The sequence below is a fragment of the Micavibrio aeruginosavorus genome (genome assembly GCF_051245535.1).
Lineage (GTDB): Bacteria > Pseudomonadota > Alphaproteobacteria > Micavibrionales > Micavibrionaceae > Micavibrio > Micavibrio aeruginosavorus_D.
The window spans coordinates 1,220,760-1,245,933 of sequence record NZ_CP195303.1; the positions used below are offsets into that span (position 1 = coordinate 1,220,760).

Annotated in this window: 17 protein-coding genes and 1 tRNA gene; 5 read left to right on the forward strand and 13 right to left on the reverse strand. The window is 55.2% G+C overall.

The features are described 5' to 3' along the window. The first annotated feature begins 12 nt into the window (after positions 1-12). Entirely contained in the window at positions 13-1,020 is a 1,008-nt protein-coding gene (locus ACSC94_RS05920; protein WP_435642123.1) for a hypothetical protein, read from the forward strand. Positions 1,021-1,068: 48 nt separating this feature from the next. On the opposite strand, the gene ACSC94_RS05925 is transcribed toward ACSC94_RS05920, so the two are convergent. Then, complete coding sequence (locus ACSC94_RS05925; protein ID WP_435642124.1) at positions 1,069-1,485, reverse strand: Rrf2 family transcriptional regulator; 417 nt, start codon at positions 1,483-1,485, stop codon at positions 1,069-1,071. A gap of 78 nt (positions 1,486-1,563) precedes the next feature. Here ACSC94_RS05925 and hmpA point away from each other — a divergent pair, with 78 nt between their 5' ends. After that, the gene (gene hmpA, locus ACSC94_RS05930; protein WP_435642125.1) at positions 1,564-2,799 is read left to right on the forward strand and encodes an NO-inducible flavohemoprotein; all 1,236 of its coding nucleotides are present in this window, start codon (positions 1,564-1,566) and stop codon (positions 2,797-2,799) included. Between the two features lie 56 nt (positions 2,800-2,855). On the opposite strand, the gene ACSC94_RS05935 is transcribed toward hmpA, so the two are convergent. From ACSC94_RS05935 to ACSC94_RS05955, 5 genes are all read right to left on the reverse strand, one after another. Further along, positions 2,856-2,940: transfer RNA gene (locus ACSC94_RS05935), tRNA-Leu, on the reverse strand. A gap of 76 nt (positions 2,941-3,016) precedes the next feature. Continuing rightward, a complete protein-coding gene (locus tag ACSC94_RS05940) occupies positions 3,017-5,533 on the reverse strand; it encodes a LamG domain-containing protein (RefSeq protein WP_435642126.1) in 2,517 nt (838 codons plus the stop codon). A 25-nt stretch (positions 5,534-5,558) separates the two neighbouring features. Next, positions 5,559-7,553 carry a DUF1566 domain-containing protein gene (locus ACSC94_RS05945; protein ID WP_435642127.1) on the reverse strand — a complete coding sequence of 665 codons (1,995 nt, stop codon included), beginning with the start codon at positions 7,551-7,553 and terminating at the stop codon, positions 5,559-5,561. 14 nt (positions 7,554-7,567) lie between these two features. Beyond that, positions 7,568-16,465 (reverse strand): tail fiber domain-containing protein, encoded by an 8,898-nt coding sequence (locus tag ACSC94_RS05950; protein ID WP_435642128.1) that lies wholly within the window; start codon positions 16,463-16,465, stop codon positions 7,568-7,570. 525 nt (positions 16,466-16,990) lie between these two features. After that, positions 16,991-17,620: a hypothetical protein gene (locus ACSC94_RS05955; protein WP_435639933.1), complete on the reverse strand. Its 630-nt coding sequence runs from the start codon at positions 17,618-17,620 to the stop codon at positions 16,991-16,993. A gap of 147 nt (positions 17,621-17,767) precedes the next feature. Between ACSC94_RS05955 and ACSC94_RS05960 the strand changes: the two genes are divergently transcribed. Continuing rightward, positions 17,768-18,346: a disulfide bond formation protein B gene (locus ACSC94_RS05960; protein WP_435639934.1), complete on the forward strand. Its 579-nt coding sequence runs from the start codon at positions 17,768-17,770 to the stop codon at positions 18,344-18,346. A gap of 319 nt (positions 18,347-18,665) precedes the next feature. Here ACSC94_RS05960 and ACSC94_RS05965 read toward each other — a convergent pair whose 3' ends face one another. From ACSC94_RS05965 to ACSC94_RS05975, 3 genes are all read right to left on the reverse strand, one after another. Continuing rightward, positions 18,666-19,022: a hypothetical protein gene (locus tag ACSC94_RS05965; protein WP_435639935.1), complete on the reverse strand. Its 357-nt coding sequence runs from the start codon at positions 19,020-19,022 to the stop codon at positions 18,666-18,668. Positions 19,023-19,059: 37 nt separating this feature from the next. After that, the gene (locus ACSC94_RS05970) at positions 19,060-19,629 is read right to left on the reverse strand and encodes an HNH endonuclease (protein WP_435639936.1); all 570 of its coding nucleotides are present in this window, start codon (positions 19,627-19,629) and stop codon (positions 19,060-19,062) included. Positions 19,630-19,830: 201 nt separating this feature from the next. Next, positions 19,831-20,484 (reverse strand): alpha/beta hydrolase, encoded by a 654-nt coding sequence (locus ACSC94_RS05975; protein ID WP_435639937.1) that lies wholly within the window; start codon positions 20,482-20,484, stop codon positions 19,831-19,833. A 152-nt stretch (positions 20,485-20,636) separates the two neighbouring features. Here ACSC94_RS05975 and gluQRS point away from each other — a divergent pair, with 152 nt between their 5' ends. Further along, complete coding sequence (gene gluQRS, locus ACSC94_RS05980) at positions 20,637-21,503, forward strand: tRNA glutamyl-Q(34) synthetase GluQRS (RefSeq protein ID WP_435639938.1); 867 nt, start codon at positions 20,637-20,639, stop codon at positions 21,501-21,503. Here gluQRS and ACSC94_RS05985 read toward each other — a convergent pair. Together ACSC94_RS05985 and ACSC94_RS05990 are read right to left on the reverse strand one after the other, a co-directional pair. Next, positions 21,442-22,527, reverse strand: a complete 1,086-nt coding sequence (locus tag ACSC94_RS05985; RefSeq protein ID WP_435639939.1) for a phosphatase PAP2 family protein — start codon at positions 22,525-22,527, stop codon at positions 21,442-21,444. The two genes, gluQRS and ACSC94_RS05985, sit on opposite strands and share 62 nt — an antisense overlap. After that, positions 22,511-23,566 carry a phosphatase PAP2 family protein gene (locus ACSC94_RS05990; RefSeq protein ID WP_435639940.1) on the reverse strand — a complete coding sequence of 352 codons (1,056 nt, stop codon included), beginning with the start codon at positions 23,564-23,566 and terminating at the stop codon, positions 22,511-22,513. The genes ACSC94_RS05985 and ACSC94_RS05990 overlap by 17 nt, the downstream gene beginning before the upstream one ends. 126 nt (positions 23,567-23,692) lie before the next feature. Between ACSC94_RS05990 and ACSC94_RS05995 the strand changes: the two genes are divergently transcribed. After that, on the forward strand, positions 23,693-24,022 hold the full coding sequence (locus ACSC94_RS05995) for a helix-turn-helix domain-containing protein (RefSeq protein WP_435639941.1): 330 nt from the start codon (positions 23,693-23,695) through the stop codon (positions 24,020-24,022). 3 nt (positions 24,023-24,025) lie between these two features. Here ACSC94_RS05995 and ACSC94_RS06000 read toward each other — a convergent pair whose 3' ends face one another. Further along, positions 24,026-24,862, reverse strand: coding sequence for a carbon-nitrogen hydrolase family protein (locus tag ACSC94_RS06000; protein WP_435639942.1), 837 nt, complete (start codon positions 24,860-24,862; stop codon positions 24,026-24,028). Beyond that, positions 24,859-25,116, reverse strand: coding sequence for a glutaredoxin 3 (gene grxC / locus ACSC94_RS06005; protein ID WP_014103192.1), 258 nt, complete (start codon positions 25,114-25,116; stop codon positions 24,859-24,861). Before grxC ends, ACSC94_RS06000 begins: the two co-directional genes overlap by 4 nt. Positions 25,117-25,174: the final 58 nt, after the last annotated feature.

Below are 25,174 nucleotides of genomic sequence, written 5' to 3' on the forward strand. Positions count from 1 at the left end.
GGACAGAGCATCATGACCGAACAAAACAACAAACCCGACGTCGATAAAATTGAACATGCGCAACAACCGAACGGTTTTAAAGAGCGCCTGAAAAGCTTCGGGCAGGCTTTTAAACAACACGGCGCCAGCGGCTTGAACAAAGCCCCGGGTGTTTTGAAAAAGAGCGGCCTTCTGTTCGGCTCTGGCCTGCTGAAAACCGGCAAAGTCATGGGTACAGCAGCCTTGGTCGGCACCTTTTTAGCCGCAAAGAAGCTGGGCGTTAAACGCGGATTGGCCTTGTTCGTTGGCTTGCCTCTGCTTGCAGGTGCGGCCATTGCCTTTGGCGGCATTGCCATCCCCGCAGCCGTCGCGATTGGCGGTTTTCTCGGCATCAAGAAATTAAACCAATACGTCCCCTTGCAAAAAATTCTGGGTTGGACCGCCCTGTCCCCCATCATTATCGCAGCCGGGCAATTGTTGTTTCAGGAACGTGTGAACCCGATCAATTACCCGAAAGACTCGTTTGACTATATGGTGAGCCAATCGGGCGCTAATTATAAAACCATGGGCTCCTATATCATGACCGGTGGCATGTGGGCCGTGGACAAGGTTAATCAGGGTATTGATGCCAGCACAGTTCCGGGTACGAAGCTTCACGATATTGCTGCGGATCATGGCGTTGTCGAAAAACCAAAAACACCGACAGCCATGCTGAACATCCCCGACAACCATATGGCCATTGAATGCTATCCGAAAATGACGCAGGATTTCAAAAAGGCGAATGGCAAGGAAATCACATCGCTGAAGAAGTTTAGCCATGCGCGACTGGAGCAATGGAAAAAAGACCCTAATGGCTTGCTGATGCAATATGCCGCCAAGGGTGACGTGATGATCATTTATCCGAAATTCAATGACAAAGCCCAAACGCTGGCCGCCCCGAAATCATTCGAAGCCGGATCCTACGCCGCGTGCCCGACCGGGTATGAACGCGATTTGCACCAACTGAAAGCCTGGATGCAAAATAAACACACCGCGCGGTAATCGCGGCCAATCGAAAAACAAAAAACCTCCCATGCGGGAGGTTTTTTCTTATCCAAAGAGTGATTTATTCTTTACCGTATCCGCCAATGTATGTTTGTTCAGCGCCGCAATAAAGGCGCGATTGGCATCGTGCAAATAATGTTTCAACTGGCACGCGCCCGTAATTTTACATGTATTGGTTTCACGATCGAAACATTCAACCAAATTCATATTGGGCTCCAACGCCTGAACAATATCACCCAAAGGCAATTGTACGGTTCCTTCGGCCAGACGGATGCCACCGCCTCGCCCCTTGGCCGAAACGATGTATCCCGTCTGCGATAAATGGTGCACCACCTTCACCAGATGGTTTTTGGATATGCCGTAATGGTCGGCAATATCCTTAACGCTGCACATCTGCCCGGTGCGCGCCGCCAAAAACATCAATGTTCTCAACCCATAATCTGTAAAAACGGTCAGTTGCATACAACCCTCATATCATGCTTGACCTTTGTAACATATTTTATAATATGTATTCAAAATACATATTATAGGAATCACATCATGCTCAACCAAAAAACCATCGATATCGTTAAATCCACCGCCCCCGTTCTGGACCAGCACGGCGAAACGCTGACCCGGCATTTTTACCAGCGCATGTTCACGCATAACCCGGAAGTGGCCCCATTTTTTAACCCCGCCAACCAGAAATCCGGCAGCCAGCAACGCGCCCTCGCCGCGGCCATCTGCGCCTATGCCGCGAACATCGACAATCTGGAAGTTTTGGGCAATGCGGTTGAATTGATCGCACAAAAACACGCCTCCCTGCATATTAAACCGGACCATTATCCGATCGTCGGTGAAAACCTGCTCGCCTCCATCCGCGAAGTTCTGGGCGATGCGGCGACCGATGACATTATCAATGCATGGGCCGAAGCTTATGGCTTTCTGGCCAATATCCTGATCAACCGCGAAGCCCAGATTTACAAAGAAAACGCCACCATGCCCGGCGGATGGGATGGTTTCAAAAAGTTCCGCGTGATCCGTAAAGAACGTGAAAGCAGCATTATCACGTCACTCTATCTGGCTCCGGCGGATTCCTCGCCCCTGCCTACGTTTAAAGCCGGCCAATACATCACCATCCGTATGCCCACCGCGGACGGATCAACCACCATGCGGAATTACAGCCTGTCCGACAAACCGGGCCAGGATTACTTTCGCATCAGTGTGAAACGCGAAGTCCCCCCGGAATCCAGCACACCAGCCGGATATGTTTCAAATATGCTGCATGATATGGTGAACACGGGGGATGCGGTTGAACTCTCCGCCCCTTGCGGCGAATTTTTCTTCGACCCGTCGGAACACCATGCCCGCCCGTTGGTTTTGCTGGCTGCGGGGATTGGCATTACACCGTTGATGAGCATTCTTCTGACCGCATTGGAATCGCAGAAAGACCGCCCTGTCTTCCTGATCCACGGATGCCTGGACACCAGCGTTCAACCTTTTAAACCGACACTGGATAATCTGGCGCAGAGCCATAAAAATCTGCACGTCCATTACCGCTACAGCGATTTGAAACCGTCTGATGTTGCGGACACCAAAGACGCCAGCGCGGGATTCATTGATGCAGAATTGATTGAATCCCTCATTCCGGGACGTGATGCCGATTATTATTTCTGCGGCCCAAAAATTTTCATGGTGAACATTTACCACCATCTTCTGGATTGGGGCATTCCGGCATCACAGGTGCATTTCGAATTTTTTGGCCCGCGTCAGGAGCTGGAGAAAAAAGCAGCCTGATCCGTTTGTAACCGGAAAAAACAAAAACCTCCCGCAAGGGAGGTTTTTTTGTGGAATGGTGCCCCAGGTCGGACTCGAACCAACACACCTCTCGGTACCGCATTTTGAGTGCGGCGCGTCTACCAATTCCACCACTGGGGCACTGGCGGGGACTATAGGCAAAAATTATCCGCGGATCAATAGGATAAATTTGATAAAAATCAGTGGGTTGGCGTTTTTATTTGCCAATACCCACCCAATCCGTGCCGTTGCAATACTGCATCACGCTGTGCGTCGTATTGTAAATCATCGTGCCCGTATCACCCGTCGGGTTAGAACACCCCGTCCCAACCGGGGGCGTTCCCGCCGCCGGCGTGATGATGATTTTTCCATTCCCGCCTACGGCGTTTTGCGCGCCATTCCCCGGCCCGCCATTGGCCGCCGCCCCAGAACTCACGTTCCCGGCACTGCCCAATGTGATCGTGCCGCCGCTGATACTGAACCCGCCACCACCACCGCCGAACACGCCACTACATGCACCGCCGTTTGTGGATGATCCACAGGAGCCACCCTCGCCACCAGCACCACCGGCACCGCCGTAGGTGGACGTAGCGCCATTATTTTCGTTACCACCGCCGCCGCCGCCGCCATAGGTTACGCCGCTTCCGTTTTGACGGCGGTTACCACCCTTGCCACCATTGAATGGTGTTGTCGCACCTCCGGAACCACCTGTATCCAGACTTGGCACCAAACCACCCGACCCAACCCATATATCCAGTTGTTCCGCAGGCGTGACCGTCACGGTCGCCGAGGCATACCCGCCGCCACCGCCACGCGATTGTGTTTCCGGTGCGCCATCAACACCGCCACCGCCGCCGCCGCCGCCGCCAACAACCAGCAATTCAGCATTGCTATTGCGCCGTGCCGCCGTTGCACCGCCACCGCCACCGGCAGCGCGCTGGCTCTGGGAATCCAGTGCGCCACTGCCGCCCGCGCCAAAGGCCTCAATGGTCACCTCATAACAATCAGCAGGGATGTTATAGGTATTCGTGCCCGTTACGGTGATTTCGGTTGGCGTCGTATTGCACGATCCACCCCCGCCACCGCTGGCAACTTCACCCATGGAAATCCAATCCGACCCATTGCAATATTGCATGACGCCGCTGGTTGAATTGAAAATGATTTGCCCTTCGGCCCGGAACGGATTGGTGCAAATGCCACCTTCCGGATTGTCATACAACGCCGCCACTTCATCAGCGGCCAGAACACGACCATACATCCGTACATCGTCCATCAAACCGTTAAAGGCCCGCGCCGTTCCGTTATCATTGCCAATATTCAAATTGGCCGTTTCTGCCGACGCCGTTCCGGTTGGCGTTGTTGTCTCGCTCACGCCGACGGGTGATCCGTTCACATAGAAAACAGGATCATTTCCAAGCGCGCCGTAATTATACGTTACCGCAACATGCGTCCATGTATTCAGCGGAATGATCGCCGAGCTGGATCCCCACACCCCATTGTTCCCGCTCCATCGCGAAGCCTCGAACACCAGGTGGCCCGGTGTAAGCAGATAGAAAATGAATGATTCCTGGCCGCCATTTCGCTTGTCAATAATGCGTCCGCGATCACTCTCACCCCAGCCACGCGGATAAATCCATGCCGCAACGGTCAGGGTATTGATGTCATTGAAAACAGGGTGCGTGTACACGATGACGGTATCGTTCGCGCCATCAAAATCCAGTGCCCCATTAACCCGCCCGCCGCTCGGTTGCCATGTTGGGCCACCGCCCAATGTGCCGATATTGGCGTTTGGTGAACTGTCTGTTGCGATCAAACCGCTAGATTCGTCAAACTTCCACCGCCCCAGCAAGCTGGAATGCGCGGGTGCCGCACCGGATTGTAGAACTTCCTCGACTTCAGTCGGGGACAAGGCACGGTTATAAACCCGTATATCATCCATGGCCCCCAGAAGAGTTCCAGCACCGGCCAACTGGCTGCGCCCCAGCCAGAGAGCCGCATTATTTTGTAGCGGCGTAAATGGGCCGGAACCAAAAGCAGCCGAAACGCCATTGACATACATATTCAATTCTTGTGCCGCATTGTCCCACGTACAGGCCAGATGGTACCAGACCCCCAACGAAGGCCCGACATTTTGCTCAATCTGCCGCCACGTCGTGCCATCATGGAAGCCGCAGGCCAGAACGTAGTTTGATCCATTATAATAAAGGTAGAAACGGTAATTCGCCTGCCCCGCCGTGCCCTTTTCAAAGAAATAATTGGCGGCCACCGCGCCATCGAAACGGGCCCACGTTGTCAGCGTAAAAGATGACAGGTCAAGCGTGGCCGTGTCCGGCGTGGTCAGGTAATCATTGTTGCCATCGAACAAAAGCGCCCCGCCGCGGACACCCGATATCCATGCCGATGCTGTGTTCATATTGGTCAGGTCCGCATCATGCAGCCCGGTCGTATCGGAGGCCACGGCGCTGCCGCTGGCCTCATCCAATTTCCAACGCGCCACCAGCCCATCGGTCGGGCCGTTATTGCCACCGGGCGCCATTGTCGCCCCCATGGAAATCCAGTTGGTGTCATCGCAATATTGCATCGTGCCATACGATGTATTGTAGATAACTTTCCCCTCGGTCCCGACAGGATTGGCACACGCGGCATAAACCGGTTTTGGCGCAACGAAAACAGCCAACAGCACCATAGTCGCCGCGATGGACGCCCATTTTTTGCTGATCTGTATCTTCCCCATTATCCGGCTCACTGTTCTTTATTCCTTATTCCGGCCCCATTGAAACCCATGTATCGCCTTCGCAGAATTGCATGACACTGTGCGTGGTGTTGTAGGTCATATCCCCGGCAACGCCCGTCGGGTTGCTGCACCCGGCTCCGCCGTTACCGTTCGCCCCCATCGGAACCCAGTTTGTCCCGTTGCAATATTGCATGACATGGTGGGTGGAATTGTAAACAATGTCCCCCTCGTCGCCCGCCGGGGTCGTACATGATCCACCCGCCGGATTGACCTTGCGCACGCATCGCGCGGTGTTGATTTCGTCCTTCACGGGGTTCCCCTGAACACCATCGGGCATGTTCTGGCGCCACGCTGTGAATTGGCCGTTATCCGACGATGACCATAGGCGCCGCTGCTCTCCTGATGCACCGGCATTCAATTCAAACCCACCAATGGCCACACGGTTGTCGCGCAAAATGGCCAATTCATCCAATGCTGGCAAATACCAGTCGCCGCGTCCATTCGCCGACAGATCACCACAATATTGCGCAGCCTGGTGCGGTTGCACCCCGCCCGTTATACTGTCGGCATCCGTGATCAGCAACGATGCCGTGTTGGCCGAACCGCTGACCGTGCTGCTGGCGTTACTGACAGTATCGCCACTGGCGTTTGCGTTGTTATAGGCAAATGTTGACCGCGTCCCCGTACACGCCGACCCGTTCCATGTCATCCCGGCATCGCAATGTGTCGTGTACATGGGAAAACTGCCATCCGGCGATGTACCGGCATAGACCGAGCCATCCGAACATTCCTGACCAATCGTGCTACACCCGCTGGGGGCACCACCTGATCCGCCGCCGCCGACATTGAGCGTCACAAGCTTTCCAGCCAAGGTTGACGTGACATAGGCATACGATCCGTTGACAATAATATCCTGCGCCCCGTTCAGTTCGGTTGCGTCCTGAAGCGTATAGGCAATCGCCGGATTTGATTTATCGCTGACATCCACAACGGCGACTGAATCACTGTTGTATGATGTCACGAATACATAATCTCCTACGGCATCCAAGTCTTGTGCCATATCAAACCATGTTGAATCGGCCAAGGTTCCGGTGACAAAGACACCCCAATCATTCGAAAGATCGACGATACCCAAGCGATCCCGCTCGCGTGCGACGGCATAGGCATAATCCCCTGATACATCCAGTGTCTGCATGCCATAATAATACGTTGTATCGGGACCAAGGACGTCCATGACGCTGGGGGAACCCGGTGTGCTGATATCAATAACACCGAACGCGCCCTGATAAGTAACCACATAAGCGCGGTCGCCAGCAATTTTAATATCCGTCGTATAATCCAGATTGGCATCAAACGCCGTTCCGCCAATCGTCGGCGGCACGTTCCAGACATTCAGCGCCGTAACCCCAGTATCCAATGTCTGCAACGTGACATAGGCCTGACCGCCAACCACATCAATACCTGTCGCACGGTCCAGTGTGGTGGCATTGGTTTGCGATGTTGCAATTGTCGGTGCATCGGGATCTGTTACATCAATAACATACACCGTGTCATTGGGATCGCCGGTCACATAAGCTTCATCATTATTGATGGCAACAACGCGCGTCGCCCCGGTGACCGCAACACTGCCGCGCATAACCGGATTTGCCGGGCTGCTGATATCAACAACGGTCAGCGTATCCGCCGCCTCGTCAACGACATAAAGAAAATTCCCGGCCATGGACATGCGCCCCGGGGCCGCAATACCCGTATCCGTATCTATGATTGCAGGCTGGCCAACCGACGCACCGGTATCCGTACCATACGCAATGGCGACCCAGTTCGTGTTGTCGCAATATTGCATGACCTTATAACTGGCATTGAACATCATATCCCCGGCCGCACCGACCGGGCTGGCGCACGCAGCCAGCGCCGTGTTGGACATGCCGCCCGCTGCGGCTGCGCCAAGCGCTGCCGAGACGAGGAATGATGAGATATACCGTTTCAGGGATAAAGACCGCGGTACAGAGGGCTGTTGCATGGGACAGCCTTTCTTTATTCGGCTCTGCGGCGACGACGCAGGCCCGTGTTGTTCCACATAAAGGCCAGCCCCAGACCACCCAGAATAACAACGATACCCGCAGCCATACCGGCACCAAATCCGGCCTTGCCAATACCGTAACCGGTATGGGCCTTCATGCCGTTCATATCCGCGCGCAAATCATCGATGGAGGAAACCATCGCCGTCTGTTCCGTTTTCAACGAGGCCAGCTCGGCTTTCAAATCGTCGTTCTCAGCCTTCAGCGTTTTGGTCGCCTCGATCAGCGGTGCGACAAAGCCCGTATAGTTGACCGATTTCGTACCCATCTCGTCACTGGCCGTACGAACCAGTTCAGGGAATACTTTTTCCACTTCCTGCGCCATCACACCCAGTTCCAATTGGCCGGATACATCATCGCGCATACGGAAGCTATAGGTATCGATCTGATCCAAGCGCGCCAGAACGTCCTGGGCATCCAGTTGCTGAATGTCGGTTTTCAAACGAATATCGGACGTGTCAGTCAGCACCCCGGTGTAGGTAATATCGCCCTGCGCATGCAGTGCAACACCTGTGCTGAGGTTTGTGAAGTAGCCGCCATAACCGGTCGAACTGCTGGATGAACCATACACACCATATGTGACACCCGACGCACCGGAAGCCGTTCCGCGAACACCCGTGGCCGTGGCCGTCGTGCTGGTCGTGCTACCCCAGACGGCAACACCGGCACCCGTGTTTGCAACACCGCCAACACCGGTACCACCCGATGCCGTGTTGTTACCATACATACCAAAGCCCGATGAGCTGGCCGCTGTACCCCAAACGCCCGCTGTAGAGCCGCTCGTGGCCGAGTTCGCCCCCAGAACACCGGCACCGGCCGTGCTGGAACTGCTGCCATGAACGCCATAAACCCCACCGGACGTACCTGTTGAGTTCCCTCTTACGCCTGTGGCCCCAGCCGTTGTGCTGCTTGTGATACCCAAGACGCCAAAACCCGCGCCAGCGTTTGCGACACCACCAACGCCAATACCCGCCGAAGCCGCGTTAATCCCGTACACACCAAAACCAGTTGCGCTTGCCGCAGAGCCATAGACACCTGATGTAGAGCCACTGACTGCCGTGTTATCCCCAAAAATACCAACACCTGACGTGCTGCTGGTCGTACCCCGAACACCACCAACCCCACCGGTGTTATTTGCAACACCAGTTACACCAGTGCCTGATGCCGCCGTACTCGTGCCGTAAACACCAGTACCGGCCGCGCTGTTTACACCATACACGGCAAAGCCAGATGCGCTGGCCGCTTCGCCATAAACACCGCTCGCCGTGCCGCTGGTACCCCATGAACGGCCATAAATTGCCTTGGCTGCGCCCGTGGTGTTGATCGAAGAATAAATACCCGTGCCCGTGGCCGTGCCGTTTGTAGAAGACACGGACAGCATCGTTCCCGATGTCATCGACGTCGACGCCATGGACAACGCCGTTTGCGTCGTCAGCGTGTTCCAGTTCCACGTTTGTGCAAAATTTAGGTTGTTAATCGTATTGGTTGCCGTGGCCGCCGTCAGGGCACTGATCGCACCGCCACCGCCGCACGCCGCGTTTTCCCATGTCGTCCCATCGTAAACCAGACATTCGCCGTTGGCCGGGCTCGCCAATGTGACATCGGACAAGCCAGTCAGACCCAGATAGGTCGGCAAGTTCCCGGTCACGCCACCCATGGCGATTTTGTCACCCACGCTGACCACACCGCTGACGCTCAATGTCGTGCTGGCCTGATCCCATGTGAAATCCGCCGTCCCGGCCAGATCGCCATTGGAGTTAAACTGAACGTTCGTGTCGGCACCACCCGGTGTTGCACCACCGCCACCGCCCGCGCACGGAGCCCATGCGCCGCCGGAATTTTTACATTCGATCACGCCTGCATTATCACGGATACCATAACCAGTGGACCCGCGTGTTGCGCCCCAGTTGAGGTACATGCTGGCGGCGAGGCCAATATCATCAGTCGAATACAGGCCCCAGCCACCGCCAGCATTGGTGTTGGTGAAATAACCGCCATAGCCAGCAGCGCTGGCGTTGTTTCCATAGACGCCATAAGTGGTCCCCGTGCTCGCACCGGCGTTACCATAGACACCTATGCCGCTGGTACTGGCGCTGTCAAAATACCCACCCATGGTCGATCCGGTCCCCGCCGCGGCTTCGCCATAAACGCCATAGGCCGAGCCAGTGCTGTCCGTTCTGAAGAATCCGCCCATGGTAGAGCCTGTAGCCGCTGTGGCCTGCGCACTAATCCCTATACCGCTGGTGCTGTCTGTTCCGAAATTCCCGCCATAAGTAGCCGCGCTGGCGCCATATGCCCAGCCAAAGACGCCCGCCGCCCCTGTTCCCGCACTATTTGTTGTCCCATAAAGACCGTATGTGCGACCACTGGCCCCGGTGGCAACACCTTCTACAGCGGCACCATTATTGGTGGTGCTGCTGGTTGTGGCATAGATCGCGCTGCCCGATGCGGCAGTGTTTGTTGCCGCGACATACAAAACATTCCCGGTTGTCAGCGAAGATGAACCAAGGGCCAAGCCATTCCCGGTGGTCAACGAATCCCAGTTCCATGTCTGCGTATGGTCCGCATTGGCCAAAGTATTCGCCGCCGTCGCCGCCGTCAGATCACTGATCGCACCGCCACCGCCGCCACATGCCGCGTTTTCCCATGTCGTTCCATCGTAAACCAGACATTCGCCGTTGGCCGGGCTCGCCAATGTGACATCGCCCAGATTGGCCAAGGTCATCTCGTTCGGGGCATTGCCCGCCTGACCCGCGATATTGATACGGTCAGACACATTGATCTTACCCGTTACACCCAGCGTGGAGGTCGCGTTATCCCATGTAAAGGCCGCGACGCCATCCAGGTCACCATTGGAATTAAACTGTACATACGTATCGGCCCCACCCGGCGTTGCACCGCCGCCAATGGCTTCCCAATCGTTCGCCGCTACCGCGCACATTTCAAATGTGTCCGTGTTGGACATGTAACGAATGGAGCCTTCGCGGGACGCATCGCATGCCTCCCCGCTATAGGCGATCTTAATCGTGCCTTCAACTTCAAACGCAGTGTCAGCGGACAGGTTTGTCGCTTGCTGGCGGGGATCAATCACCATTTTACCACCAAACAGGCCCATCGTATTATTCGCCTGAAGGTCAACAGCCTGCTGCACACCCATAAAGATACCCAGAGACTGATCGCCGGTCACACGCGCATAAGTATTGCTCATGCTGCCTTCGCTTGCGCCCGAGACGAGACCAATGGCCATGGCCCCCTCACCGACAGTCTGATCCAAGGCCTGATTCAGTTCGTCATCACCAACAAACGCCCCGTCACCTGCGATGACATGCGATCCAAGGGCCATACTGTATCGACCCGTGGCCGTTGTCATACCACCTACAGCGGAACTCGCCAAAGCGCCAGACTTCGCCCAACGACCGAGCGTAACAGCACCTTCTTCCGAAGCAATAGCACCACGCCCCAAGGCAATCGCACCTTCGCCAAACCCACCAATTTGCGCGCCATCACCGATGGCAAAACCACCGAAAGCTCCAGACGACGATCCATTACCAATCGCAACGCTATTGGTCTCGCTCGCCACGGTCTGCGGACCGAGTGCCAGACTGTTCTCGCCCTGGGCCTCAGCCTGGGTACCAATGGCAACACTTCCCAACCCGCTTGCGATTGGGGCATTACCAATGGCCACACTCACTTCGCCACTTGCCGTTGGCCCATCGCCCAAGGCAACGCTCGCAATCCCTATGTTCGCATCGTCCCACTCGGCATCATATGCACCGCCTGCACGGAATGCGCCCTTTGTTCTGTTGAAGAACATGCGCATATCTTCGTTACCCGTAGTCGTATCATCCATCTGGGTCGAACCCACGATGAAATCGCCAGCCGCTGTGTAAACAAAATTCGCATCCGCCGCGAACGCGTTGCCGGAGTTAAACTGGATCTGGCGATCCGCACCCGCCGCGCTCGGCGTGCTGGCGGTACACGCGCCATCAACCCATGCCGCGCCGTTATAAACCAAGCACTCACCATTGGCCGCGGATGAAATCGCAACGTCATCCATACCGTTCAAAACCAGACGGTTCGGCGCATTGCCTGCTTGACCGGAAATATTGATACGGTCGGACACGTTGACCGCACCCGTCACGCTCAAGGTTGTTGTCCCTTGGTTCCAGGTGAAATCCGCCGTCCCATGCAAATCGCCATTGGAGTTAAATTGAACGTTTGTATCAGCCCCGCCCGGTGTTGCACCAGCGACGCCACAGGCACCATCCGCCCAGACCGAACCATTATAAACCAGACATTCACCGTTTACGGCGGACGCAATCGTCACATCACCCAGATCATCCAGGTCCTCGACAAAGTTGCTGACCGGCGGATCACCGGCAACTTGCTCAATATTGCCACCAATTTCTTCCCATCCACTGGCTGTCTCTGCGCAGACTTCGAACGTGTCGGTGCTGCTCATATAACGGATGGAGCCTTCGCGCGAGGCGTCGCACGCTTCGTTGCTGTAGGAAATTTTGATTGTGCCTTCGACTTCGAACGCCGTGTCGGCGGACAGGTTGCTGGCCGGAACGCGCGGATCGATGACCATTTTGCCACCCAACAGGCTCATCTGGTTATTTGCCGAGACAACCAGACCGTCCTGATCACCCATGAAAATGCCCATGGATTGAACGCCCGTGACTTGGGATGGCGTTGTGATTGTTACAGCGTCATCAATCAAGCCATAAGCAACAGATCCATCACCCAAGCCGCTCCCCGCAACGCCATTACCCGCCGCGACACTAGAACCAAAAGCGATGCTTGTTTGACCGCTGGCATTTGTATTAAACCCGAAAGCCGCGCTGGCCAAACCACCCGCTACACTATTCCTTCCCGCTGCAAACGCAAAATTACCCGTTGCCGCAGCATAGGACCCCAGAGCGACGCTCCCCTCAGCCGTTGCAGCCGTGCCGTTACCCGCCGCAAAGCTGGAATTTCCAGAGGCCGTAACACTGTCGCCTAATGCAATACTGGCAAGACCAACACTTGCATCATCCCACTCATCAGAACCCGCGTACCCCGCACGAAATGCCCCTTTTGTTTTATTAAAGAACATTCGCATATCACTGCCAGCGCCATCATCCATCTGGCTGGAACCAACAATGAAATCGCCCGCAGACGTATAAACAAAATTCGTGTCCGCCGCCAACGATCCGCTGGAATTAAACTGAACCTGACGATCCGCACCCGCGGCTCCGACCGAGCCGGAACCGATCGTGCCTACGACCCAATCGGTACCGTCGAAGATAATGGCGTTCCCGTTGACCGCACCCGTTGTATCCACATCCGTCAAATCGCCAAAACGCATCAATTGCGGAACACTGCCCGCTTGACCGGCAATATTAATACGGTCAGAAACATTCACACGGCCCGTGACGTTCAACGCGCTGGACCCTTCCGTCCATGTAAAGCCCGGAGAGCCAGCCAATGTGCCGCTGCTGTTAAACTGCACTTCCGTATCCGCACCACCCGCGCCAGAGACGTTGGCAATGTCGATACAATTCAAACCAGCTTCATCGCAATATTCCGTGGCGCCGACTTTACCATTCACATCAAGTCGCAAATCCAAATCGGCCGCAACATACGAACCAAGGCTGATCCGGCCATCGGGCTGAATCCACATGGGCACCTGCCCCGCGCCGGCATTCCAGGTATTAAAGATCAGGCCCGCAGAATCTGCCGAAGATCCAAGCACTGACGATACGCCAGCCCCCAGATTAGCGCCGTTCATAAAGATGATTCCGCCAAGCGTTTCATCGACGGCGCTCGGGTGACCGCGCAAGACCACGTTTGCGGTATCTCCGCTATTTGTACCCGACACCATCAATGTTCGCGTGGTTCCGCCAAATGGCGCGACACTGGTCGTGCCGATACCAACATTACCATCAGGCAGAACGGTCATTCCGATCGACACGCAATCCTGCACATCGGCTTCACCGTCGAAATCACCCGCGACATATCCACCCGGGCAAACGGCGCTGTCATAAATCGTGTCACCCGTTTGCAGGCGCCCACTCGGCGATGCAACGCCCAGACCCAGACGGGCCGTGGTGCGATCCCACGTGAAATTCGCGTCGGCACCCAAAGTGCCCGCACTGTTGTAAACAACCTGAGTATCCGCACCCGGCGCGCCGCCGACGCTGCCGCTGCTGGAAATCGGCGACCATGTGCCGCTGCTGTTTTTGATTTCCATGATGCCGTTATTGTCGCGAATACCGTAACCCGTATCCCCGCGCGTCGTGCCCCAGTTCAAATAATGGTCTGCACCAATGCCAACATCATTTTCTGAATACAGACCCCAGCCACCGGCCAGGTTTTGGAAGTAACCCGCAACACCATCCGGGCTGTTCACATCGCCATACACACCATATGTGACACCCGTTGCCGATGCCGCACGGGCAAACAGGCCATATCCGTTGGAACCATTGCTGATCGCCTGAACGCCGTAGTTCACGCCCACTGTGGCGCTGGCATAACCGTACACACCGCGACCACTGCCGCCGTCACTTTGACCGATTACACCAGTTACAAGACCGCTCGCACCCGTCGCGAGCCCTTTGATTGCAGATGATCCCGCCGACGTCGATGTGCTCGAAGCATTCAGTGCTGCGCCGCTGGCGCTATCATTCGTTCCAACAACATTCAGAATGCTGCCCGACGTATAGGACGACGAACCCAGCGTCAAACCGTTCCCCGTCGTCAGAGAGTCCCAATTCCAAGTCTGTGCGTAGTTGGCGTTGTCGATGGTATTCGCCGCAGCCGCTTCCAGCAATGCGCTGATACGCGGACTACCCACGCCACCGCCACCACCGCCGCCCGCAGCCAGTTCATACCAGTTGCCATCGGACGAACAATATTCCAGCGCATCACCGCTGGTGTATTTAATCGAGCCGGCGGTGCCCGCCGCGCATCCGTTCGACGTATCGCCCAGACGGATCGCACCGGCAACTTCAAATTCCATGTTCGGGTTGGTCGTACCAACACCAACCTCACCCGTCGCCAATACGGTCAATGCCGGTGAACCACCAGCATTCAGCGACAATCCCGTGCCCTGCTCATACAAACCAGAGTCAGAATTTACACGGAACGATTCACCCAGAACGTAGCCAGAAAATTCACCATTCCCAACAACATCCAACGCCTGCCCCGGCGTGGGTTCACCGATACCGACATTACCCGTCGCATCAACAACCAAACGCTGACCACCCGCCGTTGCAATGGCAACAGTGTTTGCACCAGCACTGAACAGGCCAGTATCGTTATCACCATCGAATGAGTATGTCGGGCCACCAGCGGTTCCCGCCGTGCCATAGAAGAAATCGGCGTAGACGTTTTCGGTCGCCAGAATATCGCCCGCGACCTCAAGCTCACGACCACCGGATGACATACCAATGCCGACCAGACCCGCAGCATCGATCACCAAACGTGTCGATCCGCCAGTACCCAGCAGCAATTCGCCTGCGCCGCCATTGTCGTAGAAAATGTTGGTGCCGATTTGGTAACGATCCGCATTCACCGTACCCGTGCCAACGTCCAGCGTAGCCGTCGGGTTCGTTACACCAATACCAATTTCATTACTGGACAGATCACCATACAGCAACCCGCCAATGTTCATGAAGTCATTGGTACTGTCCGCCGCGGCATCTTCGTTATGACCGATGATAATGTTGCGGCTTCCACTCACGAGAGTGTTCCCCGCATCACGACCAATCAAAATGTTTTCGTCACCACCAACAATAAGGTCGCCCGCGCCCACACCAACAACAACGTTGCTGTCCGCCTGTGCAACATCAACGTCCAAATCGCCATCGTCAGTACCCAGGAACAAATTGCCCGTGGCTTCATCGCGCAAACCATCGGTCAGCGCATCAATCTCACCGCCGGACGCACCAGATCCGCCAACATTCACCCAGCCATCCGGGAACAACGCCAGAGCGGCCACGCTTTGGTCGCAAATCTGCAATGTCTGTTCGTCGCCTGCACCTTCGAAAATACGCAATACGCCAACGTTGGCCGCATTACACGCGCCAGATGTGGATTGGTTCGGAAGGAACAAACCGGAGTTTGCGGCACCGCGCATATCCAGGAAACCGCTATCGAACTTAGCGCCGCCCTGGAAGTTTGTTTCGCTCAGGAAGCTGGCGGCTTTGCTCAGTTCGATTTCTTTATCGATAGTGGCAACACCAGGCCTGTTCGGCATCAATTTCCACAAGCCATCGGACATACCGCTTGCATCATCGTACGTGAAGCTATGAACAACGTCGTCACCGCCGGACAAAACCATTTTCGGGTCTGTTGCGTAATCAACGCAAGATGTATTGAACGCACGGTCCGGACCCGCGGAAATAATTGAGATAATGATGGCCGCTCTGGCATCATCCGGGTCCGCCGTCGCGCCATCAAGCAATCCGGGCGGCGTCGCATCACAAGACGCATGTCCAAGATCCATCATGTCCCATGCGCAATAACCATACTCCGTCCCCCACGGGTCGGTTTTGGTTGCACCAATAATGCCGGGGATCAAACCACCATTGGTGGGAACTGTGGTACCCGCACGCGGAACCAAAGGCTCAATAAAACCATCACCATCGCAATCACCACCCGCGGACTGCTGCGCAGCCTCCATAACCGCCAGCTTCGCTGCCAACTGCATTTGCGTGTCGGCTTTGGCTTTCTGGTTGACGGTAACGACGGTGGAGAGAGGACCGCGCATCAAGGCGGTGGATGCGGCACCAACAACGCCAATGAGCGCGACCGCCCCGAACAGGGCGGCGAAAATATTCCCGCGCTCGCTATTGCGCTGTGACGTCAAACGGAAGTCCCCCGCTAGGTCCCTAGTATTATTACGCTCAATATCATTCTCAGGCCGGTGGTCGGTCATATGCTGGCCCCCGATCGCACTGGGGTACCGTCACATACAATCGTTTTCATTACCCAAGCCCATAATTCTTTAACCGACTGACTTAAAAATTCTTTTTTGTTTTTATGGGGCCGGGGCAAAATGCAAATACACTGGCTTAGGATAGATTCTCCCAGAAAATCATTACCAAAACCATAATTCCATACCTTATTCAGTGCGACGCAACGATTTGAAAAAAATACATTTTCAAGCCCGGAAGCCCTCTGGAAGGCTGGCCCGGAATTGCGTCGCATTTTGAATGATATGATCCGGGGTAACCCCATGGAAATACAGCACTTTGGATAGGGTGGAGAACGCATAAATATAAACAGAAAACCGGGGACGAACGCCCCCGGCGAAAAATCGGGTACACACACCCGTCTATCTTACGGATTTTAAAGCGTGAATCAAGCCAACGCCGGGATAAATCGGCGTATTTCAGCCCCGCCCGGACGCCGGGGTCTGATTACGAAAAACCTCCGGCGCTACGGCCTGCACCTGCAGGGCCAGGCAGGTCGTCCGGTCCGCCAGCAAATTGTGCTGACGCAGGGCATTGGCAAATTCCTGCCCCAGCCTCTTGTCTGTGAACATATTGGCCGGGGTCACGATCAGCGCGGAATCCCCCCCGCTCACGATTTTGCGGAGCGGCTCGACGAAATCCGGGTGATTGGCCGCAAAAGACTGCACATTCAGGGCCGTCGCATTGAAAATCGACGGCATAAACGGCCGCCCGTTGGCGTTCTTCATGAAACCGGGGTGGTAATCCTTCTGAAACCCGTGCGCGGCGTAATCCGACAGCACCTTCATCACCGATGCCCCACGGTGCAAACCCGTATCCTGCAAGGCTTTGTCCAGAGCCTGTAACCGATCCGAGGGCAGCGCTTCACCACTGCGATCGCGCCAGCCTTTGGCCAGTTTATTGAGGTCATCAAAGGCCTGCGGGCGGTCACGGCGCAGCGTATCCAGTTGGCCGCGCATGGTCACATAATCCTGTTCGGTGAGAAAACCGCCCTCAACATCAACATTCAGGGCCACAAGGCGGGATCCGGCGCGCTTATAATCGGTCATAACCAATCTCTTTCCTTCGGGTTCTGTTTTCGAGTCAGAGACCCTGACTATCCTGTATCAGAGCATAACGCCCGATATGTAAATATTAGGTAAATCAAATACAAGATAAATGCCCACAAACCTGCCATTTTCGCGGTACAATGCTACATGATTGCCCATGACCACTCCCGACCACAACACACCATCAAAGCCATGCACCTGAAAAACCTGATCAATTCCGCCCTGACCCGCCCCACTCTGGCCGCCGCGATCGTGACGGTGGTTCCGGCCCTGTTGCTGGCGGCGGCGTTTGTTTTTCAATATGGGGTTGGGTTGGCCCCGTGCGTGCTGTGCGTTTATCAACGTTGGCCCTATGCCGCCATCATCGCGGTTGGGTTGGTGGCCTTCGTTCTGGGGCGTCGCGGCCATGCCAAGCCGGCCGCCGCTTTGATCTTTCTCACCGCTTTGATCTTTATCGGTGAATCCATTCTGGCCGCCTATCACGTTGGTGTTGAACATCGCTGGTGGGCTTCGGTGTTTGAAGGCTGCTCCACCGGATTTGATATCGCCGGTGGCGGTTCCATTCTGGATAAAATAGAAAGCACCGCAGCGGTGCGCTGCGATGCTGTTGCCTGGTCGTTGTTTGGAATTTCGATGGCGGGCTATAACGCGCTGATCGCCTTTGCCATGGGGATTTATGCGGCCGTCGCATCCATCATGGTCACGCGCAAAGCCAACGGGTTTTAAGCGAACAGACCAACCAGACCCGTAATGCCCAGACCAACCGCGCCGTAAAAAATATAAAAGCCCACGCTTTCTTTCAGGCTGCGGGATTTGGACAGGTCAAACAGGTCTCTAAACATTTTGCGAAGGCCTTCTTCTAAAAAATTTGCTCGGGGTGAAGCATTTATACTTAAATGTTGCACCTGCGAAGTCAAGCGAAATCTTTGAAAACGCCTTATTTTATTGGGCTTTTGTCACCCCTCCTATCCTTCGGCATAAGAAAACCGGGCCCCGCGGGTGCCCGGTTCGTTATTCATTCAAGTCACGTAACGTGACGCGCGTTCTATTTGCGTGCGTCGAACGTGCTGAGCAATGCAACGGGGATCAACCCCAGAAGCACGCCTGTGGTCCAGGCCAGGTAAACACCTGCGACCGCCAGGATGATTGAGAACACATCGCTGCTCAATCCCTTGCTCATAACGATACCGCTGGCCAGCAACAGCACAAAGGCTGAGCCGATCATCGTATATGCGGAACCACCTTCGAAGAAACTTCCGGCTGCGCCATCAATGACGCCCATCATTCCTAAGACGTGGACCAACGTTGTTGAAATACCCACCAAGATCACCGTCTGTACGACGTAGAACATGATGGCATCCATCACCGTTTTCTGGTTTATGCTAAAGACCTTCCCAAACATGACAACCTCCCTTCAAGGTTCTCTTACGCTTATGGGCTTACTGGTCTACAAGCTCTGTATCCCAGTAGAGAAAGTCACCCCAGCTTCTATGCAAGAAGTTTGGAGGAAACCTTCGCCCGTTTTCCTGGAGCTCGAATATCGACGGCTGTAAGGGATCGGTCATCGGAAACATGCCACACTCGCGCGGGGTCATGCTGCCTTTGGCCAGGTTACATCCCTGACAGGCCGTGACGATATTGTCCCAGGTTGTACGTCCGCCCCGTGACCGCGGGATCACATGATCGAACGTCAACTCTTGCGTCCTGAAGGTATCGCCACAATACTGGCATTCAAACCCGTCCCTCAGGAACACGTTAAATCGTGTAAAGGCCGGTGCCCGTTCCATGGGCACGTATTCCTTCAGCGCCAGAACACTGGGCAGCCGCATCTGATGCGATGGCGAACTGATCACGCGTTCATATTCCGACACAACGACGACAGATTCGCGGAAGATCGCTTTTATCGCGTCCTGCCACGACCAGAGTGAGAGAGGGAAATAACTCAACGGTCTGAAATCCGCATTCAGGATCAGAGCCGGACATTGTTCAAGGGGAGTTATAGCACTCATGCAAACACACTCCTTCGCTGTGACGAAAGGGAGACCCTACGGGCGGGAGTGAGGAGAACAAAAAGGTCTCGCGCTTTGCCTACACAATATATTGTAGGGCAAAATCACATTTTGCACAATTTTTTCACAATCAAAGATTGATGCGTTGCGTCAATATGGTAAAGCGCGTTCTTCATCCACTGGACAGAAGAACGCCTGTATTTAATGACCTAAATGCGATTGCAGGAATTCGGCCCCCGTTGCAATCGCCGTATCATCAATGCCATGCGCCAGATACGGGATCATCTTACCGGTGACCGGAAACCCTTTGTTTTCAAGCGTCTGCAGCGCTATTTGATAGAATGCAACGGGCACCACCGGGTCCATCGCACCATGCACAAGATGGATGGGCAATTTGCAAATTGCATCGCCACTCAACCCCTCCGCACCCGCTAACAAACCGGAATAAGCCAGCACACCGGCAAGCTTTTTTGCACGGCGCGGCGCAACATAAAGCGCCATCATCGTGCCCTGAGAAAAGCCCAACAACGCGATATTTTCGTCGCTCAGCCCATATTGGTCACGTTGTTCCGTGATGAAATCATCGATGATTTGTGCGCTTTCTTTCACACCGCGCTCCATCGCCTCTTGTGTGAATTCGCGAATGGAAAACCATTGCCGCCCCATCGGCGCCATGTCGAACGGTTGCGCGCCATCAGGCGACACAAAAACCGTGTGCGGCAATTTTTCCGCCAGCATGGGTGCCAGCCCCAACAAATCCTGCCCGTCCGCCCCAACGCCGTGCAACAGAATGACCATGGATGTCGGCGCACCTCCTGCGGCGGGACCGAATGTGTAGGATTTTAATGCGGACATGGATACACCTGTTGGTTCGTTATTACGCCCCGCAATTTAACACGGAGCCCCAATTTTTACACCCGTCATTCCGGCGAAAGCCGGAACCTTCAACCCTTATGGCGAAAAGATCCCGGCTTGCGCCGGGATGACGTCTCCATGATAATGCCCCCATGACATTCTCCCGCTTCGCCCCATCCCCCACCGGGTACCTGCATATCGGCCACGCTTGGTCCGCGCTGTTCAGCGCCGCCCACGGTACGATGATTTTGCGGATTGAGGATATCGACACCACGCGATGCAAACCGGACTTTGAAACCGGAATTTATGACGATCTGCATTGGCTCGGCCTCTCATGGCCGGAACCGGTGCGGCGGCAATCGGATCATTTTGCGGATTACCGCGCGGCGCTGGCACGGCTGGATGATAGGGGGCTGCTCTACCCCTGCTTCTGCACCCGCAAAGACATTCAGGATGAAATCGCCCGCGCCAACTCTGCCCCGCATGGGCCAGAGGGGCACCTCTACCCCGGCACATGCCGCCATCTCTCCGCCGATGACCGCGCCCGGAAAATGGATACGGGCCACCCCTACGCCCTGCGCCTGAACATGGGTGCCGCATTGGCTACAATCACCGCGCCCCTGACATGGCATGACCGTTATCGCGGCCTCCAAACGGCCACGCCGGACATTCTGGGCGATGTCGTTCTGGCCCGCAAAGACACACCCGCCAGCTATCATCTGTGCGTGACACTGGACGACCATACCCAGAACGTGAATATCGTCACGCGTGGCGAAGACCTCTTCTACGCCTCGCATTTGCACCGTTTATTGCAACATTTGCTGAATTTAAACGTCCCGGAATGGGCACATCACCCGTTGTTGCTGGACCCGGACGGCAAACGCTTCGCAAAACGCAACAACGCGATCACACTGCGCCACATGCGCGAGATTGATGGCAAAAGCCGAGGCGATATCATTACGCTTGTACGGGACTCTCTACCAATCGACGGGCCGTGGCGCGGGCATCTACCCATTTAAGAACTTGCCCGACACTCAGCCAGATGATCAGCGTGCTGATCACGGCAAAATACCCGTCAATGGCGTAATGCCATCCCAAGAACACAGACCCCATCATCACCAGAATGAAGTAGACGGTGAACAAGATCCCCGTTTTTCGTCCCGTGCCCCAACCAACGAGCACGAACAGGAATGCCAAAGAAACGTGCAAGCTTGGCATCGCAGAAATACCAGAAAAGCTCAATATTTCCTCGCTCTTGTATGCGTACCAAAGGTAATCCTGCGCCACCAGATCCCAGACGGGCATGGTTTTATTCGTTTCGTGCAAGAACGCCATCAATTCCGCATACGGGTTTGGGCCATCCACGACATTGCCATAGAAGCACGGGCCCACCGATGAGAACAGAAGCGCAAAAATCGTTCCATTGATAATCCAGACCAAAATATAGGTCAGGAAAAATTGTTCGCGCAACCGCGGGCGCTTGAGCGAAAACGCCTGCCAAAACAGAACAGAAAATTTCGCAACGAACCATATTTTATAAAAGAAGCTGATGACCGTGACCATAATCCCAGCGCTTAAAACCGGGAACAGAATGCGCCACGGATCAACACCGAAATGCAACGTACGATCAATTTGCGAAAACAATTCGTCGTACTTGAACGGCACAATTTCGGGGATCAGGCTTTTGTAACTGGTGAACACCGAAAACATGACAGTGAACAACAGAATGATTGGTATCCCCCGTGCCAAACGCTGTGGGTTGAGACAGATGCGGCGCAAATCATCCAGAATGGTCAGCGTCAGCCTCTCCGGCCGAATGGCAATCATGATATAAAAACTGCGCCAGCTGATAATCCCCAACCCGAACCAGATAATCGCCCAATGCAGCGCATTGGAGTACATCATGGTGTGTATGTTCAAAGGCCAGTCATAGATACGGGCAAGAACACCGCCAACAGCGATTTGTAATGCAAAGATGGCCAGAATCCAGAGCGTCAGGCGATTGCCCAGCTCCTGCCGAAAACTATCAAACCAGCTTTTCATCCATCGGTTCCTTTAACACCAGACCGCAGGCCCACCAGATCAGGGCCGCAACCGCCGCCCCCAGATACCCATCCAAAGCATAGTGCCACGCCAGATGAACGGACCCAATCATGATTATGAGCGCAAAAGTCCCAAAAAACCATTGAACACCCCGCCCATACGAGCGGGACAACAGGAAAAATAAAAAGGCGAGCGCCACGTGAACGCTGGGCATCGCCGAAATTCCTGATCCTATCCCTGTGGCATTGGCTTGATATGTGGTCCAAAGCATATCCTGTGTCTGCAAGGCCCAAACCGGCCATCCGGCCTCACCCATACTATGGAAGTAATCCATTTGGGCCGCGAACGGGTTCGGACCATCCACCAGATGGCTATAAAAACACGGCCCGCCAGAGGAGAACCCCATGGCCAGAACGTTCCCGCACATGATCCAGGTCAACAGGAACGTCCAGAAAAACCGCATCCGCAACACCGGACGTTTCAGGTTAAACAACTGCCAGTACAGCACCCCGAACATCACCGCGAACCACAGATTATAAATCAGGTTGATGGCGAAGGTGATGGGGGCATAGCCGAAAACAGGGTGAAGGATACGCCACGGATCGATTCCAAAATGAAGAATACGGTCCCACGTCGCGAATGTTTCATCCCACTGATAATCCTGCACCAGCGGGATCATGGATTTCAGGCTGGTAAATGTTCCCATAAACAGGATGAAGGCAAAGAACAAAGGCGCCGCCGCGACCAGCATACGGCGGTTGAACAGCATACGGCGAAGATCGGCAATCAATTCCCGCGTCAGATGATCGGGCCGATCGACAATCATCATCCGAAATCCACGCCACCCCAAAAACAGGCTGAACAGTAAAAACGTCACCGTCACCACGGCGCGGGAATAAATGAACGGGCTGAATTGATCCGCGGCCCCGAGATAAAGGGACAGCCCCCACCCCGCCACCGCGTAAACGGCAACGGCCAAAACCCACCCGGTAACGGCGGGGGTATAAGGCCAGAATTTTTGCAGGCGGGAGAGTTTCATCGGAGGTTGATTCTTTATGCAGATTCAATATACTGTAGCTTAATGTGACATTGCCGCTTCAGGCAAGCCCACCCCGCCATTTTTCTTCACCTACCACCTCAACATCCCACCTTAAGAGGTTATTTCATGGATCTTCTTCATATTGACGGCAAACCCTATGTGCTGGTTCCGATGCAGGAATACCGCAAGCTGACCAACCGCGTGGACGAAGATGCCGCCGCCGATGCCGCGTTGCCCGATGATGTGCTGAACGCGATCGCCGCAGGCACCGATCACCCGGTCAAAGTTCTGCGCCGTTTCCGCAAGATGACTCAGGTTGATCTGGCCAAACTGGCGGATATGTCCCGCGCCTACCTGACCGAGATTGAAACTGGCCGCAAGCAGGGTTCGATCCGCGCCATGCGCCAGTTGGCGGATGCGTTGAAGGTCAACCCCGGCCTGTTGCTGGCACAGTAAGAATCATACGGAAACCAGGTTAAAATTCCGGTCATGACGAAGCGCGGGGATTGCACTCCGCGCTTTTTCGCTGTCCGCCAAATTGAGCGTTGCGGTGATCAGGCCGGGCGCATCGCCGCCTTCAGCCAACACTTTGCCCCACGGATCAACGATTAGGGAATGACCATAGGTCATCCGCCCACCTTCATGCGTGCCGCATTGCGCAGCGGCCAGAACGAACGATCCCGTTTCAATCGCCCGCGCCCGCAGCAGGGATTCCCAATGCGCCAGCCCGGTCGGTACGGTAAAGGCCGCAGGAACGGTCAGAATCCGCGCCCCACCCTGTGCCAGCGCACGGAACAACGGCGCAAAACGCAGATCGTAGCAAATGCCCATGCCAATCTTGCCAAACGGCGTATCGACCACAACCGCCTTGTCCCCCGGAACGATATGCGCGCTTTCACGGTGTGTTTCCCCGGTGGGCAGATCGACATCAAACAGATGAATTTTGTCGTAGCGCGCGGCAATGTCGCCATTGGCGGCAAAGATGTAGCCGCGATTGGCCATCTTATCATCCGCCACCTTCACCGCGATGGACCCGACGTGAATCCACACCCCCAGATCGCGCGCGATGTCAGAGAAATATGGCAAAGCTGGATGCTCGTCTTCCGCCTTGGCCGATTTCAATTTCTCCGTCGCCGGGAACCGCATATGGCAGGTATTTTCCGGTGTCTGAACAAATTGCGCCCCGTCCAGCGCCGCCACGCGGATCATATCGCCGGCGGTTTTCAAATTGGCGTCAATATCCGGCCCGCTGGTCATCTGGACCAGCGCCACGTTTAATGTGTCCGGCAAACTCATGCGGACAGGAGCTGGTCCAGCTCCCCTTTCGAATCCAGCGCATGCAGATCATCACATCCGCCGATATGCGCATCGTTGATGAAAATTTGCGGAATGGTCCGGCGACCATTGGCCCGGCCCAGCATTTCTTCGCGCTTGGCATCATCCTCATCCACCTTATATTCGGTGAAGGGCACGCCCTTGCGGGTCAGCAGGGCCTTGGCCCGATCGCAATACGGGCAATACGCCCCGGAGTAAATCTCGACTTTTGCCATGGTTCGGTTTCCTCTATGTTAGGCCCCTAGATATAGCACGCTTAAATGGGTTTGACAG